We start from the raw sequence: 16,415 nt of genomic DNA on the forward strand, positions 1-16,415 counted from the left end.
CATTGAGCAGCAGCAATCCGCTGCGTGACGTGTCGGACCGGCGGCTCCCGCGCATCGCGGGGCCGTCCGGTCTGGTCATCTTCGGCGTCACGGGGGATCTGTCCCGCAAGAAGCTGATGCCCGCCGTCTACGATCTGGCCAATCGCGGACTGCTGCCGCCGGGGTTCTCCCTGGTCGGGTTCGCCCGCCGGGAGTGGGAGGACCAGGACTTCTGCCAGGTCGTCCACGACGCGATCAAGGAGAACGCCCGGACCCCGTTCCGCGAGGAGGTCTGGCAGCAGCTGAGCCAGGGCTTCCGGTTCGTCCCGGGCACCTTCGACGACGACGACGCCTTCCGCAAGCTGAAGGCGACCATCAACGAGCTCGACAAGGCCCGCGGCACCGGCGGCAACTTCGCCTTCTACCTCTCCGTGCCGCCGAAGTTCTTCCCCACCGTCGTCCAGCAGCTCAAGGAACACGGGCTGTCGGAGGGCCAGGGCGACTCCTGGCGGCGTGCCGTCATCGAGAAGCCGTTCGGCCACGACCTGGAGAGCGCCCGGGAGCTCAACCACATCATCCACCAGGTGTTCAAGCCCGGTGACGTCTTCCGGATCGACCACTATCTGGGCAAGGAGACGGTCCAGAACATCCTGGCGCTGCGCTTCGCCAACACGATGTTCGAGCCGATCTGGAACCGCAGTTACGTCGACCACGTGCAGATCACGATGGCCGAGGACATCGGGATCGGCGGCCGGGCCGGCTACTACGACGGCATCGGCGCCGCCCGGGACGTCATCCAGAACCACCTGCTCCAGCTGCTCGCGCTGACCGCGATGGAGGAGCCCTCCTCCTTCGACGCCAAGGCCCTGGTGACCGAGAAGCTGAAGGTCCTCAAGGCCGTCCAGCTCCCGGGGGACCTGGGCGCCCACACCGTGCGCGGCCAGTACACGCACGGCTGGCAGGGCGGCGAGGAAGTGCTCGGCTACTGCGAGGAGGAGGGCATCAGCAGCGACTCGCGCACCGACACCTACGCCGCCATCAAGCTCTCCATCGACAACCGCCGCTGGGCCGGGGTGCCGTTCTATCTGCGCACCGGCAAGCGGCTGGGCCGCCGCGTCACCGAGATCGCGGTCGTCTTCCAGCGCGCGCCGTACTCGCCCTTCGACACCACCGACACCCATGAGCTGGGGCAGAACGCCCTGGTCATCCGGGTGCAGCCGGACGAGGGCGTCACCATCCGGTTCGGCTCCAAGGTGCCGGGCACGTCCATGGAGATCCGCGATGTGACGATGGACTTCGCGTACGGCGAGTCCTTCACCACCTCCAGCCCCGAGGCGTACGAACGGCTGCTGCTGGACGTGCTGCTGGGCGACGCCAACCTCTTCCCGCGGCACCAGGAGGTGGAGGAGTCCTGGCGCATCCTCGACCCCGTCGAGGAGTACTGGGACACCCACGGCAAGCCGGAGGGGTACACCGCCGGCACCTGGGGCCCCAGGGCGGCGGACGAGATGCTCGCACGAGACGGACGGAGCTGGCGCCGGCCATGAACATCGACCTCACGGACACCACCTCCAGCCAGATCAACTCCAGTCTGGTGAAGGCGCGCCGGGCCGCCGGCTCACCGGCCGTCGGCATGGTGCTGACCCTCATCATCGTCACCGACGAAGGCAACCACTACGACGCGCTGAAGTCGGCCAGTCAGGCCTCCCAGGAGCATCCCTCCCGCATCCTCGTGGTCATCAAGCGGCCGGGGCGCTCGCCGCGGGACCGCAAGCTGGCCCGGCTGGACGCGGAGGTGCGGGTCGGCGGGGAGACCGGCACCAGCGAGACCGTGCTGCTGCGGCTCCACGGCGAACTGGCCCACCACGCCCACTCGGTCGTCCTGCCGCTGCTGCTGCCGGACACCCCCGTGGTCGTGTGGTGGCCGGAGGACGCGCCGGCGCACCCCAACGAGGACCTCCTCGGCAAGCTGGCGGCCCGGCGCATCACCGACGCCTCGGCCACCGAGGACCCGGTCTCCACGCTCGCCCTGCGGGCCGAGACGTACACGCCCGGCGACACCGACCTGGCCTGGACCCGCATCACCCCGTGGCGCAGCGTCCTGGCGGCCGCCCTGGACCAGCGGCACGCGCCGGTCGAGTCGGCCGTGGTCGAGGGCGAGGCGTACAACCCCAGCAGCGAGCTGCTGGCGCTGTGGCTGGCCGACCGGCTGAAGGTGCCGGTGGCCCGCAAGGTCTCGGCGGGGCCGGGCCTGACGGCCGTACGGCTGACGACCGGTGAGGGCGAGATCTGCCTGCACCGGGCGGACGGATCCCTGGCGGCGCTCAAGATGCCGGGGCAGCCGGACCGGCATGTCGCGCTCCAGCGGCGGGAGACCTCCGAACTGATCGCGGAGGAGCTGCGGCGGCTCGACCCGGACGAGGCGTTCGCCGCCACGGTCAGGTTCGGCGCCGGGCGGCTCGGCAAGCAGACGATCCAGCCGGACACGCCGAACGGGGCGCGGACGGCGCCGGCCCCCGGGGCACCGGCGGCCGGGCGTACGGCGCCGCGGCCCGAGCCGAAGCAGGAGTCGAAGCGGGAGCCGGAGAAGCCGCCGGCCCCGGCCCCCCGGGCGCTGGAGTCCGCGCGGCCCGCGCCGCAGGGTCCGTCCGGCTCACCGGGCCCCTCGGGCTCGAAGCAGTCTTCCGGCGGGCCCGGCTCCCCGGGTACCGCCGGTGCGCCGACGCCGCCGCCTCCCCCGCCGGGGGCGCGGCCGCTGGGCGGCACCCAGCCGCCGGGGACGGATCCGGGCGGCCCGGGCCCGGCCGGGAGGCCGGCCCCGTGAGCGCTCCGCAGATCGTTGTCCACCGCGACAAGGAACTGATGGCCGGCGCGGCCGCCGCCCGGCTGATCACGAAGATCGTGGACGCCCAGTCGGCGCGCGGCTCCGCCTCGGTGGTGCTCACCGGCGGCCGGAACGGCAACGGGCTGCTGGCCGCGCTCGCCGCGTCACCGGCGCGGGACGCCGTGGACTGGTCGCGGATCGACCTGTGGTGGGGGGACGAGCGCTTCCTGCCCGCGAACGATCCGGAGCGCAACGAGGTCCAGGCCCGCGAGGCCCTGCTGGACGCGCTGCCGCTCGATCCGGCCCGGATCCATCCGATGGCCGCCTCCGACGGCCCGCACGGCTCGGACGTGGAGGCCGCGGCCGAGGCGTACGCCGCCGAGCTGGAGCGGGCGGCCGCCCCGGAGGACCACGGTCCGGTGCCCGCCTTCGACGTGCTGATGCTGGGGGTCGGCCCGGACACCCATGTGGCCTCGCTCTTCCCCGAGTTGTCGGCCGTACGGGAGACGGAGCGGACGGTGGTCGGGGTGCACGGCGCCCCCAAGCCGCCGCCGACCCGGATCACCCTGACGCTGCCCGCGATCCGCGCGGCCCGTGAGGTGTGGCTGCTGGCGGCGGGCGAGGACAAGGCCAAGGCGGTGGCGCTCACCCTCTCCGGCGCCGGGGAGATCCAGGTGCCGGCGGCGGGCGCGTACGGGACCCGGCGCACCCTGTGGCTGCTCGACCGGGCCGCCGCGGCCGGACTGCCGCGCGAGATGTACCCGCCCGCGTCGCCCTGACCCCCTCACGCGCGGCCCGACCGCTCGTACCCCGGAACGGCCCGGGACCGTCCACCACGGTCCCGGGCCGTTCTCACGCTTACCGCTCACCCGGTTCTAGCGGCCGCGCAGGCCGCGGTAGCGGGAGACGAGGGCGGCCGTGGAGGCGTCCAGGCCGGGCACGTCGGCCCCCTCGGTGAGAGCGGGCTCGATCCGCTTGGCCAGCACCTTGCCCAGCTCGACGCCCCACTGGTCGAAGGAGTCGATGTTCCACACCGCGCCCTGCACGAACACCTTGTGTTCGTAGAGCGCGACCAGCTGGCCGAGGACGGAGGGGTTCAGCTCCGGGGCCAGGATGGTGGTGGTGGGGTGGTTGCCGTGGAAGGTGCGGTGCGGCACCTGCTCGGCCGGCACGCCCTCCGCCTCGACCTCCTCGGCGGTCTTGCCGAAGGCCAGCGCCTGGCCCTGCGCGAAGAGATTGGCCATCAGCAGGTCGTGCTGGGCGGCCGTCCGCTCGTCGAGTTCGCCGGCCGGGCGGGCGAAGCCGATCAGGTCGGCCGGGATCATCTTGGTGCCCTGGTGCAGCAACTGGTAGTACGCGTGCTGCCCGTTGGTGCCGGGTGTGCCCCAGACGACCGGCCCGGTCTGCCAGCTCACCGGGCGGCCCTCGCGGTCCACGGACTTGCCGTTGGACTCCATGTCGAGCTGCTGGAGGTAGGCGGTGAACCGGGAGAGGTAGTGGCTGTACGGGAGCACGGCGTGCGACTGGGCGTCGTGGAAGTTGCCGTACCAGATCCCCAGCAGGCCGAGCAGCAGCGGGGCGTTCCCCTCCGGCGGGGCGCAGCGGAAGTGCTCGTCCATGAGGTGGAAGCCGGCCAGCATCTCGCGGAAGTGGTCCGGGCCGATGGCGATCATCAGCGACAGCCCGATGGCCGAGTCGTAGGAGTACCGGCCGCCGACCCAGTCCCAGAACTCGAACATGTTGGCCGGGTCGATGCCGAACTTCGCGACCTCCGAGGCGTTGGTCGACACCGCCACGAAGTGCCGGGCGACCGCCGCCTCGTCGCCGCCGAGTCCGTCCAGCAGCCAACCGCGGGCGCTGGTGGCGTTGGTGATGGTCTCGATGGTGGTGAAGGTCTTGGAGGAGATGACGAACAGCGTCGTCTCCGGGTCCAGGTCGCGCAGCGCCTCGTGCAGATCGGCGCCGTCGATGTTGGAGACGAAACGGAACGTCAGGTCCCGGTCCGTGTACGGGCGCAGCACCTCGTAGGCCATGGCCGGGCCGAGGTCTGAGCCGCCGATGCCGATGTTGACGACGGCCCGGACCGGTTTGCCGGTGTGCCCCTTCCACTGACTGGCGCGGACCTTGTTGGCGAAGACGCACATCTTGCCCAGCACGGAGTGGACGGCGGGGACCACGTTCTCCCCGTCCACCTCGATGACGGTGTCGTGCGGGGCGCGCAGCGCGGTGTGGAGCACCGCCCGGCCCTCGGTGTTGTTGATCTTCTCGCCGCGGAACATCGCGTCCCGCAGACCGGCGACCCCGGTCGCCGCCGCGAGTTCGCGCAGCAGAGCGAGCGTCTCGTCGGTCACCAGGTGCTTGGAGTAGTCCAGATGGAGGTCACCGACCTGCAGGGAGTAACGTCCGGCGCGCTCCGGGTCGTTCGCGAAGAGCTCCCGCAGCCCCACCTCCCCCAGTTTCTCCCGGTGCTGAGCCAACGCGGTCCACTCCGGCATGCGGTCCAGCCTGCCGCGGCCTTCTGCGTTCATCTCGGACATCGACCCATTTCTTCTCGTACGAGCCCCCACTGCGTCTCCCAACCTAAGGGATCACACGGCGGCAGGAGGCGTCTCCCCGCTGTCCGGGGCGCGGAGCGCCGGTATCAAGGCCAGTACGCCGAGCGCGAAGAGACCCGCGGTCAGCAGCGCGGGCGCGTTCAGCCCCCACACCCCGGCGGCCGCGCCGCCCAGCACGGCGCCGAGCGGGGCGCTGCCGGTGGACAGGGTGCGGCCGGCGGCGCTCACCCGTCCGAGCATCCCGGCCGGGCTGCGCTGCTGCAGCATCGTCACCTCGGTGACGTTCCAGATCATGCCGAGGAGGCCGAAGACGCCCAGGGCTGCCAGGGCCGCGGGCAGACCGCGGACCGTTCCGAGCACGACCAGACAGCCGATCTGCAGGACGAGGCCGTGGAACAGGGCACGGGCCTGCCCGATGCGGCGGGTGACCCACCCGGCGACCAGTCCGCCCACGACGCTGCCGACGCCGTAGGCCGTCAGGACGGCGGCGTAACCGGCCTCGCCCGCGTCCAGCCAGCCCGTCACATGGAGCACCAGTGTCGCGATCAGGGCGCCCATGCCCACGCTGGACAGCGCGTTCGCGAGGCACAGCGACCGCAGCACCCGGTCCCGCCACAGGGCCCGCACGCCCTCAGCGATGTCCCGGCGGAGGGTCTGCCCCCGGGACCTCGGTGCCCGTTCGGGCGCGGTGACGCGCAGGGAGGCGATGAGCGCCGCGGCCGCCAGATACGTCGCGGCGTCGGTGGCATAGGGCACGGCCGCCCCGAGCGCCAGGGCCGCCGGCACCAGGGGTGCGGCGACGAAGGAGCCCGCGATCTGCTGGCCGGTCATCAGCCGGGCGTTGGCCGAGGAGAGCGCGGAGCCGGGGACGACGGAGGGCAGCAGGGCCGTGGCCGCGTTGTCGAAGAGGGTCTGGAGGGTGGCGAGCGCGAAGGCCAGCGCGATCAGCAGCGCGATCGTCGCGAGGCCGAGGGCGACGGCCACCGCGAAGGCGCCCATCAGCACGCCCCGGAGGACGTCCACGGACCACATGGCGCGGCGCTGGTCCACCCTGTCCGCGACGGCCCCGCCGAGCAGCCCGAAGAGCAGCCAGGGGAGGAATCCGGCGGCGGTCACCAGGGAGACGAGCACGGGATCGTCCGTGAGCCGCACGGCGAGCAGCGGCAGCGCCGCCCCGCGCAGGGCGTCTCCGAAGCGGGACAGCACCGCGGCCGTCCACAGCCGCCCGTACCCGCCCCGCCAGGCGGGCACCGCCGGGGCGGCCTCACCCGCCGCCCCCGTCGTCACGGCTCCGGCTCCCGCGGCCGTGCCCCCGTCCGCATCCCCGCCCGTGCCCCGGCCCGTGTCCGTGCCCGTGTCCGTGCCCGTGTGCGCCGTCATCGCACGCCCCCGCCGTCCGCCCGCCGTCACCGGCCCCGTGGTGTCTTCCGTACGCCGGAGAACCTAGCCGCGGGCACTGACAACGACATCGGGAGCATGCCTCATCCGGTGTCCCGGGATGCCGGAGACCCGGGCCTCAGACGCATTCGGAAGGTTCCGCGGGGCGACGGGCGGCAAACGGCCCGGCCGCCAGGGGTCGCCTGGCGGCCGGGCCGTGGAAGGTCGTGCTGCCGGTGTTCGCGCGGGGGTTTTCAGATCTCGCCGCGGAGCTTGGCCAGCGCCTCGGCGAGGATCGCCTCGCCGTCGGCGTCGCTGCGCCGTTCCCGCACATACGCGAGATGGGTCTTGTACGGCTCGGTGCGCGGCGGGTCCGGCGGGTTCTCCCGGTCCTGACCGGCGGGGAAGCCACAGCGCGGGCAGTCCCAGGTGTCGGGGACCTGCGCGTCGCTGGCGAAGCTCGGCTGCGTCTCGTGCCCGTTCGAGCACCAGAAGGAGATGCGGAGGCGCGGGGCGGACTCGCCCCGCTCGGCCTCCCCCATCGGCCCCGCGCCGACCCGGCTTCCACGGATCGCGTTGCCACTTGCCACGGTCGTAACTCCCTGCGTGATGGTGCTGCGAAGCATCGGTAGGCAGTTCAGCTACCGGGCGCCCCAGTCTATGCAAGGCCCAACGCGCGTCCAGTGGCCGGAGTTACAAAATCCGCCCCGCGGACGCAAGCCCATGATAGGCCGCGAACACGACGATCTGTCAGCTGTCCAGCTTCATCAGGATGCCCAGAGCGACGATGCAGACGAACCAGAGAAGCCCGATCACCACGGTGATGCGGTCGAGGTTGCGCTCGGCCACCGAGGATCCGCCGACGGAGGACTGCATGCCGCCGCCGAACATGTCGGACAGACCGCCGCCCTTCCCCTTGTGCATGAGCACCAGCATCATCAGCAGACCGCTGAAGATGATCAGGGCGATCGAGAACCCCATAACCACGACTGGACCAACTCTCTCGGGCTTGACGGCTGACTGCGACAGTTCGGGGGCCGGCGGCTCGCGCCGTCCCGGCCCCCGACAGAGTACGCCGGACTGTGCTGTCCGGCCTACTTCCCGGTCTCTTTACTGGTCGCGGAACCGGACGATCTTGACGAACTCGTCGGCGTCCAGCGCCGCACCGCCGACCAGCGCACCGTCCACATCGGGCTGCGCCATGATCGCCGAGACATTGCCGGACTTCACGGAGCCGCCGTACTGGATCCGGACGCCGTCGGCCAGCTCCCGGCTGTAGAGCTCGGCCAGACGGCCGCGGATCGCGCCGCACACCTCCTGGGCGTCCTCGGGGGTGGCCACCTCACCGGTGCCGATGGCCCACACCGGCTCGTAGGCGATCACGATGGACGCGGCCTGCTCGGCCGGGATGTCCTTGAGGGCGCCGTCGACCTGGGCGAGCGTGTGCGCGACCTGGTTGCCGGCCTTCCGGACGTCCAGGCCCTCGCCGACGCAGAGGATCGGGGTCAGGCCGTGCTTGTACGCGGCCTTGACCTTGGCGCCCACGATCTCCTCGTCCTCACCGTGGTACTGCCGGCGCTCGGAGTGGCCGATCGCGACATAGGTGCACTTCAGCTTGGCGAGCATGGAGCCCGAGATCTCGCCGGTGTAGGCCCCGTTGTCGTGGGCGGAGACGTCCTGGGCGCCGTAGGCGATCCTCAGCTTGTCGCCGTCGACCAGGGTCTGCACCGAGCGCAGATCGGTGAAGGGCACCAGAACGGCGACCTCGACGGCGTCGTAGTCCTTGTCGGCCAGGGCGAAGGCGAGCTTCTGGACGTGCGCGATGGCCTCGAGGTGGTTGAGGTTCATCTTCCAGTTGCCCGCCATCAGCGGGGTCCGGCCGTGGGCGGGAGCGGTCATGCGGGGTCAGTCCTCCAGTGCGGCGAGGCCGGGGAGCGTCTTGCCCTCGAGGTACTCGAGGCTCGCGCCACCGCCGGTCGAAATGTGGCCGAAAGCGTTCTCGTCGAAGCCCAGTTGCCGGACGGCGGCGGCGGAGTCGCCACCGCCGACGACGGAGAAGGCCGGGCTGTCGATGAGCGCCTGGGCGACCGCGCGGGTGCCCTCGGCGTAATCCGGGTGCTCGAAGACGCCCATCGGGCCGTTCCAGAAGACGGTGGCCGCGTCGGCGAGCTTCGAGGCGAAGAGCTTACGGGTCTCCGGGCCGATGTCCAGGCCCTGCAGATCGGCCGGGATGGCGTCCCCGGAGACCGTGACCGGGTTGGCCGGGGCCTTCGCGTGCAGGTCCGGGAACTCCGCGGCCGCCAGCACGTCGACGGGGAGCACGAACTCCACGCCCTGCTCCTTCGCCCGCGAGAGGTACTCCCGGACGGCCGGGATCTGGTCCTCCTGCAGCAGCGAGCCGCCGATCTCGTACCCCTGGGCCTTGAGGAAGGTGTACGCCATGCCGCCGCCGATCAGGATGCGGTCGGCCTTGCCCAGCAGGTGGTCGATCACGCCGAGCTTGTCGGAGACCTTGGCCCCGCCGAGCACGACGGCGTACGGCCGCTTGACGTCCTCGGTGAGCTTCTTGAGGACGCCGACCTCGGTGGCGATGAGGCCGCCCGCGGCGTGCGGGAGGCGCGCCGGGAGGTCGTAGACGGAGGCGTGCTTGCGGTGCACCGCGCCGAAGCCGTCACCGACGTAGAGGTCGGCGAGGGCGGCGAGCCGGTCGGCGAAGGCGCCGCGCTCGGCGTCGTCCTTGCTGGTCTCCCCCGGGTTGAAGCGCAGGTTCTCCAGGACGGCGACCTGGCCGCCGGCGAGGCCCTCCACGGTGGAGCGTGCGCCGTCGTCCACGGTGTCGGACGCGAACGCCACGTCCCGGCCCAGCAGTTCACCGAGGCGCGCGGCCGCGGGGGCGAGGGAGAACTTCGGGTCCGGGGCGCCCTTGGGACGACCCAGATGGGAGGCGACGATCACCTTGGCGCCCGCTTCGGCGAGCCGGGCGATCGTCGGGAGGACGGCGCGGATGCGGCCGTCATCGGTGATGGTGGTGCCGTCGAGCGGCACGTTGAGGTCGGCGCGGACGAAGACCCGCTTGCCCGCCACCTGGAGGTCGTCGATCGTCTTCATGAGGGGACTCCTTGTGAACCCGTGAGCCGGGTGCCTGATCAGGCAGCAGGGCCCGCGCGTTACGGCCGCGGGCCCTGCTGCCTCATGTCGAGCTGTCCGGTGCGGCGGTGATCAGAGCTTGCCGCCGACGAACGTGGTCAGGTCCACCAGACGGTTGGAGTAGCCCCACTCGTTGTCGTACCAGCCGACGACCTTGACCTGCTTGCCCTGCGCCATGGTGAGCAGCGAGTCGAAGGTGCAGGAGGCCGGCCAGTTGACGATGTCCGAGGAGACGATCGGGTCCTCGGTGTACTCCAGGACGCCCTTGAGCTGGCCCTCGGCCGCCTTCTGGAAGGCGGCGTTGACCTCGTCGCGGGTGACCTCGCGGTCGAGTTCGAGGACGAGGTCGGTGACCGAGCCGGTCGGGACCGGGACGCGCATGGCGATGCCGTCCAGCTTGCCCTTGAGCTGCGGCAGGACGAGCGCGGTGGCCTTGGCGGCGCCCGTGGAGGTCGGAATGATGTTCTCCGCGGCGGCGCGGGCGCGGCGCAGGTCCTTGTGCGGGAAGTCGAGGATGCGCTGGTCGTTGGTGTACGCGTGGACGGTCGTCATCATGCCCTTGACGATGCCGAAGGCCTCGTCGAGCACCTTGGCCATCGGGGCCACGCAGTTGGTCGTGCAGGAGGCGTTGGAGATGACGTGGTGCTGCGCGGCGTCGTACTTGTCCTGGTTGACGCCCATGACGACGGTGAGGTCCTCGTTCTTCGCGGGCGCGGAGATGAGGACCTTCTTGGCGCCGGCGGCCAGGTGCTTGGCGGCGTCGTCGCGCTTGGTGAAGATGCCGGTCGACTCGATGACGATGTCGGCGCCGAGCTCGGACCAGGGCAGGTTCGCCGGGTCCCGCTCCGCCATCGTCTTGAAGGTCTTGCCGCCGACCGTGATGGTGTCCTCGGTGTGGCTGACCTCTGCCTGCAGACGGCCCAGGATGGAGTCGTACTTGAGCAGGTGCGCCAGGGTCGCGTTGTCGGTCAGGTCGTTGACACCGACGATCTCGATGTCCGCACCCTGCTCCAGGGCTGCCCGGAAGTAGTTGCGGCCGATGCGGCCGAATCCGTTGATGCCTACGCGGATCGTCACGAACCGATCTCCTCGTTGGTACGCCGGCTGCGACACCGGCGAGCTGTATGGGATTCCCCGACCACCTCCGACCCTACCCCTAAGAGAGGACGTTCGTGACATTGGCGCCGTTCTCCCGGCCCGGTCCCGCCATGCGGACAGCGGGCCCGCCGGGGCCCGTCCGGAGCGGGCCGGCCGGGCGCCCGGCACGGGTACCGCGCCGCTCGCGGACAGCGGTCCGGGCGCCCCTGACTGACGGGCCGTCAGTGAAGCTGGCCGGCCATCTCGCCGGTGAAGTCCTCGGCCATCTCCTCGGTGAGACCGGCCTCGGTGCCGGGAATGCCCAGGTCCTGGGCGCGCTTGTCGGCCATCGCCAGCAGCCGCCGGATGCGGCCCGCCACGGCGTCCTTGGTCAGCGGCGGGTCGGCGAGCGCGCCCAACTCCTCCAGGGAGGCCTGCTTGTGCTCCATGCGCAGCCGGCCGGCCGCCGCGAGGTGCTCCGGCACGTCCTCACCGAGGATCTCCAGCGCCCGCTGGACCCGGGCACCGGCCGCGACGGCGGCGCGCGCCGAGCGGCGAAGATTGGCGTCGTCGAAGTTGGCGAGGCGGTTGGCGGTGGCGCGGACCTCGCGGCGCATCCGCCGCTCCTCCCAGGCCAGTACGGACTCGTGCGCCCCGAGCCGCGTCAACAGCGCGCCGATCGCGTCACCGTCACGGACGACCACCCGGTCAACACCGCGCACCTCGCGGGCCTTGGCGCCGATGCCGAGCCGGCGGGCCGCGCCGACCAGGGCGAGCGCGGCCTCGGGGCCGGGGCAGGTGACTTCGAGGGAGGAGGAGCGGCCGGGCTCGGTGAGGGAACCGTGCGCCAGGAAGGCACCGCGCCAGGCGGCCTCGGCGTCACAGGTGGCACCGGAGACGACCTGCGGCGGAAGCCCGCGGACCGGTCGTCCGCGACCATCCACCAGCCCGGTCTGGCGCGCGAGTTGGTCACCGCCGGCCACCACGCGGACGACGTAGCGGCTGCCGCGCCGGAGCCCGCCGGGGGCCATCACCACCAGGTCCGAGGCGTGCCCGAAGATCTCCAGGATGTCCTTGCGGAGCCTGCGCGCCGCGATTCCCGTGTCCAGCTCCGCCTCGATCACAATCCGGCCGCTGACGAGGTGCAGGCCGCCCGCGAAGCGCAGGATCGACGAGACCTCCGACTTCCGGCAGCAGGTCCGGGTGACGGGGAGCCGGGAGATTTCATCCTTCACCGCTGCCGTCATCGCCATGGGCCGATCCTTCCATGCATCCTGAAAATCCGGTCGTACGCGGCGGCCAGCAGCTCGGGGTCGTGCCGGGCCGAGCTGTCCGGCGCGGCCACCGGCGCCAGTTCGACCGCGCCGCCGAGCCGCTCGGCGGCTTCGGTGAGACTGTCCCGGTCGGGCACGGCGGCCTCGTCGGCCAGCACCACGTCGAAGGCGAGTTTAGGTGCGTGTCGGGCCAAAACCTCCAAATGACGCTGCGGGGAGAAGCCGTCGGTTTCGCCGGGCTGCGGCGCGAGGTTCAGCGAGAGCACGCGGCGGGCCTTGGTCTCCGTCAGCGCGTCGAGCAGCTCGGGGACCAGCAGATGCGGGATCACGGAGGAGAACCAGGACCCGGGGCCGAGCACCACCCAGTCCGCGTCGAGCACCGCCTCGACGGCCTCCGGCACCGCGGGCGGGTCGGCCGGGACGAGGTGCACGGACTGCACCTCGCCGCGGGTGAGCGCGACGGTGGCCTGGCCGCGGACGGTGTCCACGTCCTCCGGGCGGGCCGGGTCGTGGCCCCGGACCAGGGCCTCCAGCTCCAGCGGGACCGCCGACATGGGCAGCACCCGGCCGTGCGCCCCGAGCAGCCGGCCGACCCACTCCAGGGCCTGGACGTGGTCGCCGAGCTGCTCCCAGAGGGCGACGATCAGCAGATTGCCCACGGCGTGGCCCTGGAGGTCCCCCTCGCCCGCGAAGCGGTGCTGGACGACGCGGGCCCAGGTCTGGCCCCATTCGTCGTCCCCGCAGAGCGCCGCGAGGGCCTTGCGCAGATCACCCGGCGGGAGCACGCCGAGTTCGTCGCGGAGCCGGCCGCTGGAACCGCCGTCGTCGGCGACGGTGACGACGGCCGTCAGGTCGCCGGTGATCCGGCGGAGCGCGGCGAGCGAGGCGGACAGCCCGTGCCCGCCGCCGAGCGCGACGACCTTGGGGTTCGTCCCCCGCCGCCGCACGGTGTGGCCGGCGCGGGCTGCGGTGTGGCCGGCGCGCGCCGGCATCAGCCGCCGGACCCGTCCGCCCAGCCGGGAACCGGGCTCGGGCTGCCGCGGGCTTCTCACTCGCGCCCCATGTCCCGGTGGACCACCACGGTCTCCACACCTTCGGCGGCCAGGCGGGCGGCGAGCTTCTCGGACATCGCGACACTGCGGTGCTTGCCGCCCGTGCAGCCGACGGCGACGGTCACGTAGCGCTTGCCCTCGCGGCGGTAGCCGGCGGCGATGAGCTGGAGCAACTCGGTGTAGCGGTCCAGGAACTCCTTGGCGCCGGGCTGGTTGAAGACGTAGCCGGACACCTCCTCGTTGAGGCCGGTGAAGGGGCGCAGCTCCGGGACCCAGTGCGGGTTGGGCAGGAAGCGGCAGTCGACGACGAGGTCGGCGTCGACCGGGAGGCCGTACTTGTAGCCGAAGGACATGACCGTGGCCCGCAGCTCGGGCTCCTCGCCGCCGGCGAACTGGGCGTCCATCTTGGCGCGCAGCTCGTGGACGTTGAGGCTGGAGGTGTCGATGACGAGGTCCGCGTCGCCGCGCAGCTCGCGTAGCAGGTCCCGCTCGGCGGCGATGCCGTCGACGATCCGGCCGGAGCCCTGCAGCGGATGCGGGCGGCGGACGGATTCGAAGCGCCGTACGAGGGCGTCGTCGGACGCCTCCAGGAAGATCACCCGGCGCTTGACGTTCTTGGCCTCCAGATCGGCGAGCGACTGGCGGAGGCTGTCGAAGAAGCCGCGGCCGCGGACGTCGACGACGACGGCGATCCGTGCGACGTTCCCCTGCGAGCGCGCGCCCAGGTCCACCATGGTGGGGATCAGCGCCGGGGGGAGGTTGTCCACCACGAACCAGCCGAGGTCCTCCAGGCACTTCGCCGCGGTGCTGCGGCCGGCCCCGGACATGCCGGAGATGATGACCAGCTCGGGGATGGCGGCCGCGTCGACCGCGTCCGCCGTGGTGCCCGTACTCACCTGAGCTTCTTCTCCTTCGTGTCCGTTCATGCTCGCTGCCCCCGTATCCCCGGCGGCAGGGAAGCCGCCGGCTCGTCCTCTTCCATCATCTCTCCGGTCGCGGTGTTCACCGCGGGAGTGGCCGGTGCCGCGGCGGCGAGGGCCGCGGCGACCTGCTCGGCCGTCCGGCGGCCGATGCCCGGAACCTCGCAGATCTGTTCGATCGTGGCGGCCCGGAGCCGTTTCACGGAGCCGAAGTGCTTCAGCAGGGCCTTGCGGCGGGTCTCGCCCAGCCCGGGTACCTCGGAGAGCGGCCCGGCACGCAGGCTCTTGCCCCGTTTGCTGCGCTGGTAGGCGATGGCGAAACGGTGTGCCTCGTCACGGACCCGCTGCAGGAGGTAGAGGCCCTCGCTGGTGCGGGGCAGGACGACGGGGTCGTCCTCGCCGGGCAGCCAGACTTCTTCCAGGCGCTTGGCGAGACCGCAGACGGCGACGTCGTCGATGCCGAGCTCGTCCAGGGCGCGCCGGGCCGCCGCGACCTGCGGCTGCCCGCCGTCGACCACGACGAGCTGCGGCGGGTAGGCGAAGCGGCGGGGCCGGCCGGTCTCCGGGTCCACGGGGCCGCCGGGGAGACCGGGCTCCGGAGCCGTCCCGTCCTCCGCCGCGCCGTTCGCCTCCGCACCGTCCGCCGCGTCCACGCCCTCCCCGCCGGGGCCGTTCCCCGTCTCCTCGTCCCACTCGCCGGTCGCCATCTTCTCGCGCAGATAGCGGCGGAAGCGGCGGCCGACCACCTCGTGCATGGAACGGACGTCGTCCTGGCCGGCGAAGCTCTTGATCTGGAAACGGCGGTACTCGCTCTTACGGGCGAGCCCGTCCTCGAAGACCACCATGGAGGCCACGACGTCCTCGCCCTGGAGGTGGGAGATGTCGAAGCACTCGATGCGCAGCGGTACGGAGTCCAGGCCGAGCGCCTCCGAGATCTCCTCCAGGGCGCGGGAGCGGGTGGTGAGGTCGGAGGCGCGCTTCGTCTTGTGGAGGACGAGCGCCTGCTGGGCGTTGCGCCGCACCGTCGCCATCAGGTCCTTCTTGTCGCCGCGCTGGGGTATCCGCAGGTCGACGCGGGAGCCGCGGCGTCCGGCGAGCCAGTGGGCGAGCGGCTCGACGGGGTCGGGCAGGGCCGGGACCAGCACTTCGCGGGGGACGCCCTCGCCGCTCTCCTCCCCGTAGAGCTGCTGCAGGGCGTGCTCGACGAGGCCGGCGGTGTCCACGGCCTCGACCTTGTCGGTGACCCAGCCGCGCTGGCCGCGCACCCGGCCGCCCCGGACGTGGAAGATCTGGACGGCCGCCTCCAGCTCGTCCTCGGCGACGGCGATCAGGTCGGCGTCGGTGGCGTCCGCGAGGACGACGGCGTTCTTCTCCATGGCCCGGCGGAGCGCCTCGATGTCGTCGCGGAGACGGGCGGCCCGCTCGTACTCCATCTCCTCGGCGGCCTCGCGCATCCGCCGCTCCAGACGCTGGAGATAGGCGCCGGTGCGGCCGGCCATGAAGTCGCAGAAGTCCTCGGCCAGGTCGCGGTGTTCCTCCGCGCTCACCCGGCCGACGCAGGGGGCCGAGCACTTGCCGATGTAGCCGAGGAGACAGGGGCGGCCGATCTGCGCGGAGCGCTTGAACACTCCGGCGGAGCAGGTCCGCACCGGGAAGACCCGCAGCATCAGGTCGACGGTCTCGCGGATCGCCCAGGCGTGGGCGTACGGGCCGAAGTAGCGCACGCCCTTCCGCTTGGGGCCGCGCATCACCTGGACGCGGGGGAACTCCTCGTTCATCGTCACCGCGAGGGACGGATAGCTCTTGTCGTCGCGGTACTTGACGTTGAAGCGGGGGTCGAATTCCTTGATCCAGGAGTACTCGAGCTGGAGGGCCTCGACCTCGGTGGATACCACCGTCCACTCCACCGACGCCGCGGTGGTGACCATGGTGCGGGTGCGCGGGTGGAGGCCCGCCAGGTCCTGGAAGTAGGAGGAGAGCCGCTGGCGGAGGCTCTTCGCCTTGCCGACGTAGATCACGCGGCGGTGCTCGTCACGGAACTTGTAGACCCCGGGCGAGTCGGGGATCTGACCCGGCTTGGGCCGGTAACTGCTGGGGTCTGCCATGGCTCCACCCTACTGGCGCGGTAGGACAGCGACACCGGTTCCCGCCCCGGCCGACGAGCCGTCGACGGCGGTCTTTCCCGGGCTTCCGGGGGGTGTTGACGGCTG

The 16,415-nt window shown here is 72.0% G+C and carries 14 protein-coding genes; 3 read left to right on the top strand and 11 right to left on the bottom strand.

All coding sequences use genetic code 11. The features are described from left to right. Positions 1–2 precede the first annotated feature (2 nt). The 3 genes from zwf to pgl are packed head-to-tail and all read left to right on the top strand — an operon-like array spanning position 3 to position 3,582. Entirely contained in the window at positions 3–1,526 is a 1,524-nt protein-coding gene (zwf, locus tag IF83_RS0114800) for a glucose-6-phosphate dehydrogenase (RefSeq protein WP_030544633.1), read from the top strand. Further along, the gene (gene opcA, locus IF83_RS0114805; protein WP_078843489.1) at positions 1,523–2,803 is read left to right on the top strand and encodes a glucose-6-phosphate dehydrogenase assembly protein OpcA; all 1,281 of its coding nucleotides are present in this window, start codon (positions 1,523–1,525) and stop codon (positions 2,801–2,803) included. Before zwf ends, opcA begins: the two co-directional genes overlap by 4 nt. Continuing rightward, positions 2,800–3,582, top strand: a complete 783-nt coding sequence (gene pgl, locus IF83_RS0114810) for a 6-phosphogluconolactonase (RefSeq protein WP_030544635.1) — start codon at positions 2,800–2,802, stop codon at positions 3,580–3,582. Before opcA ends, pgl begins: the two co-directional genes overlap by 4 nt. A 96-nt stretch (positions 3,583–3,678) precedes the next feature. Here pgl and pgi read toward each other — a convergent pair whose 3' ends face one another. The 11 genes from pgi to uvrC all read right to left on the bottom strand — a co-directional run bounded on the left by pgi (position 3,679) and on the right by uvrC (position 16,310). Next, positions 3,679–5,331 (bottom strand): glucose-6-phosphate isomerase, encoded by a 1,653-nt coding sequence (pgi, locus tag IF83_RS0114815; RefSeq protein WP_030544636.1) that lies wholly within the window; start codon positions 5,329–5,331, stop codon positions 3,679–3,681. A 60-nt stretch (positions 5,332–5,391) separates the two neighbouring features. Next, a complete protein-coding gene (locus IF83_RS0114820; RefSeq protein WP_030544637.1) occupies positions 5,392–6,645 on the bottom strand; it encodes an MFS transporter in 1,254 nt (417 codons plus the stop codon). 344 nt (positions 6,646–6,989) lie between these two features. After that, positions 6,990–7,325 (bottom strand): RNA polymerase-binding protein RbpA, encoded by a 336-nt coding sequence (locus tag IF83_RS0114825; RefSeq protein ID WP_078649359.1) that lies wholly within the window; start codon positions 7,323–7,325, stop codon positions 6,990–6,992. 160 nt (positions 7,326–7,485) lie between these two features. Next, positions 7,486–7,716 carry a preprotein translocase subunit SecG gene (gene secG, locus IF83_RS0114830; protein WP_019709568.1) on the bottom strand — a complete coding sequence of 77 codons (231 nt, stop codon included), beginning with the start codon at positions 7,714–7,716 and terminating at the stop codon, positions 7,486–7,488. A gap of 129 nt (positions 7,717–7,845) precedes the next feature. Continuing rightward, complete coding sequence (gene tpiA, locus IF83_RS0114835) at positions 7,846–8,634, bottom strand: triose-phosphate isomerase (protein ID WP_030544638.1); 789 nt, start codon at positions 8,632–8,634, stop codon at positions 7,846–7,848. A gap of 6 nt (positions 8,635–8,640) precedes the next feature. Beyond that, positions 8,641–9,843 carry a phosphoglycerate kinase gene (locus IF83_RS0114840; RefSeq protein ID WP_030544639.1) on the bottom strand — a complete coding sequence of 401 codons (1,203 nt, stop codon included), beginning with the start codon at positions 9,841–9,843 and terminating at the stop codon, positions 8,641–8,643. A gap of 111 nt (positions 9,844–9,954) precedes the next feature. Beyond that, positions 9,955–10,959 carry a type I glyceraldehyde-3-phosphate dehydrogenase gene (gene gap / locus IF83_RS0114845; RefSeq protein ID WP_030544640.1) on the bottom strand — a complete coding sequence of 335 codons (1,005 nt, stop codon included), beginning with the start codon at positions 10,957–10,959 and terminating at the stop codon, positions 9,955–9,957. A gap of 242 nt (positions 10,960–11,201) precedes the next feature. Further along, on the bottom strand, positions 11,202–12,212 hold the full coding sequence (gene whiA / locus IF83_RS0114850; RefSeq protein ID WP_030544641.1) for a DNA-binding protein WhiA: 1,011 nt from the start codon (positions 12,210–12,212) through the stop codon (positions 11,202–11,204). Next, a complete protein-coding gene (locus IF83_RS0114855) occupies positions 12,203–13,225 on the bottom strand; it encodes a gluconeogenesis factor YvcK family protein (protein ID WP_051722792.1) in 1,023 nt (340 codons plus the stop codon). Before IF83_RS0114855 ends, whiA begins: the two co-directional genes overlap by 10 nt. Positions 13,226–13,281: 56 nt before the next feature. After that, positions 13,282–14,211 (bottom strand): RNase adapter RapZ, encoded by a 930-nt coding sequence (gene rapZ / locus IF83_RS0114860; RefSeq protein WP_078843490.1) that lies wholly within the window; start codon positions 14,209–14,211, stop codon positions 13,282–13,284. Continuing rightward, complete coding sequence (gene uvrC / locus IF83_RS0114865) at positions 14,208–16,310, bottom strand: excinuclease ABC subunit UvrC (protein ID WP_030544644.1); 2,103 nt, start codon at positions 16,308–16,310, stop codon at positions 14,208–14,210. Before uvrC ends, rapZ begins: the two co-directional genes overlap by 4 nt. Positions 16,311–16,415: the final 105 nt, after the last annotated feature.

Source organism: Streptomyces albus subsp. albus (genome assembly GCF_000719865.1).
GTDB classification, from domain to species: Bacteria; Actinomycetota; Actinomycetes; order Streptomycetales; family Streptomycetaceae; genus Streptomyces; species Streptomyces albus_E.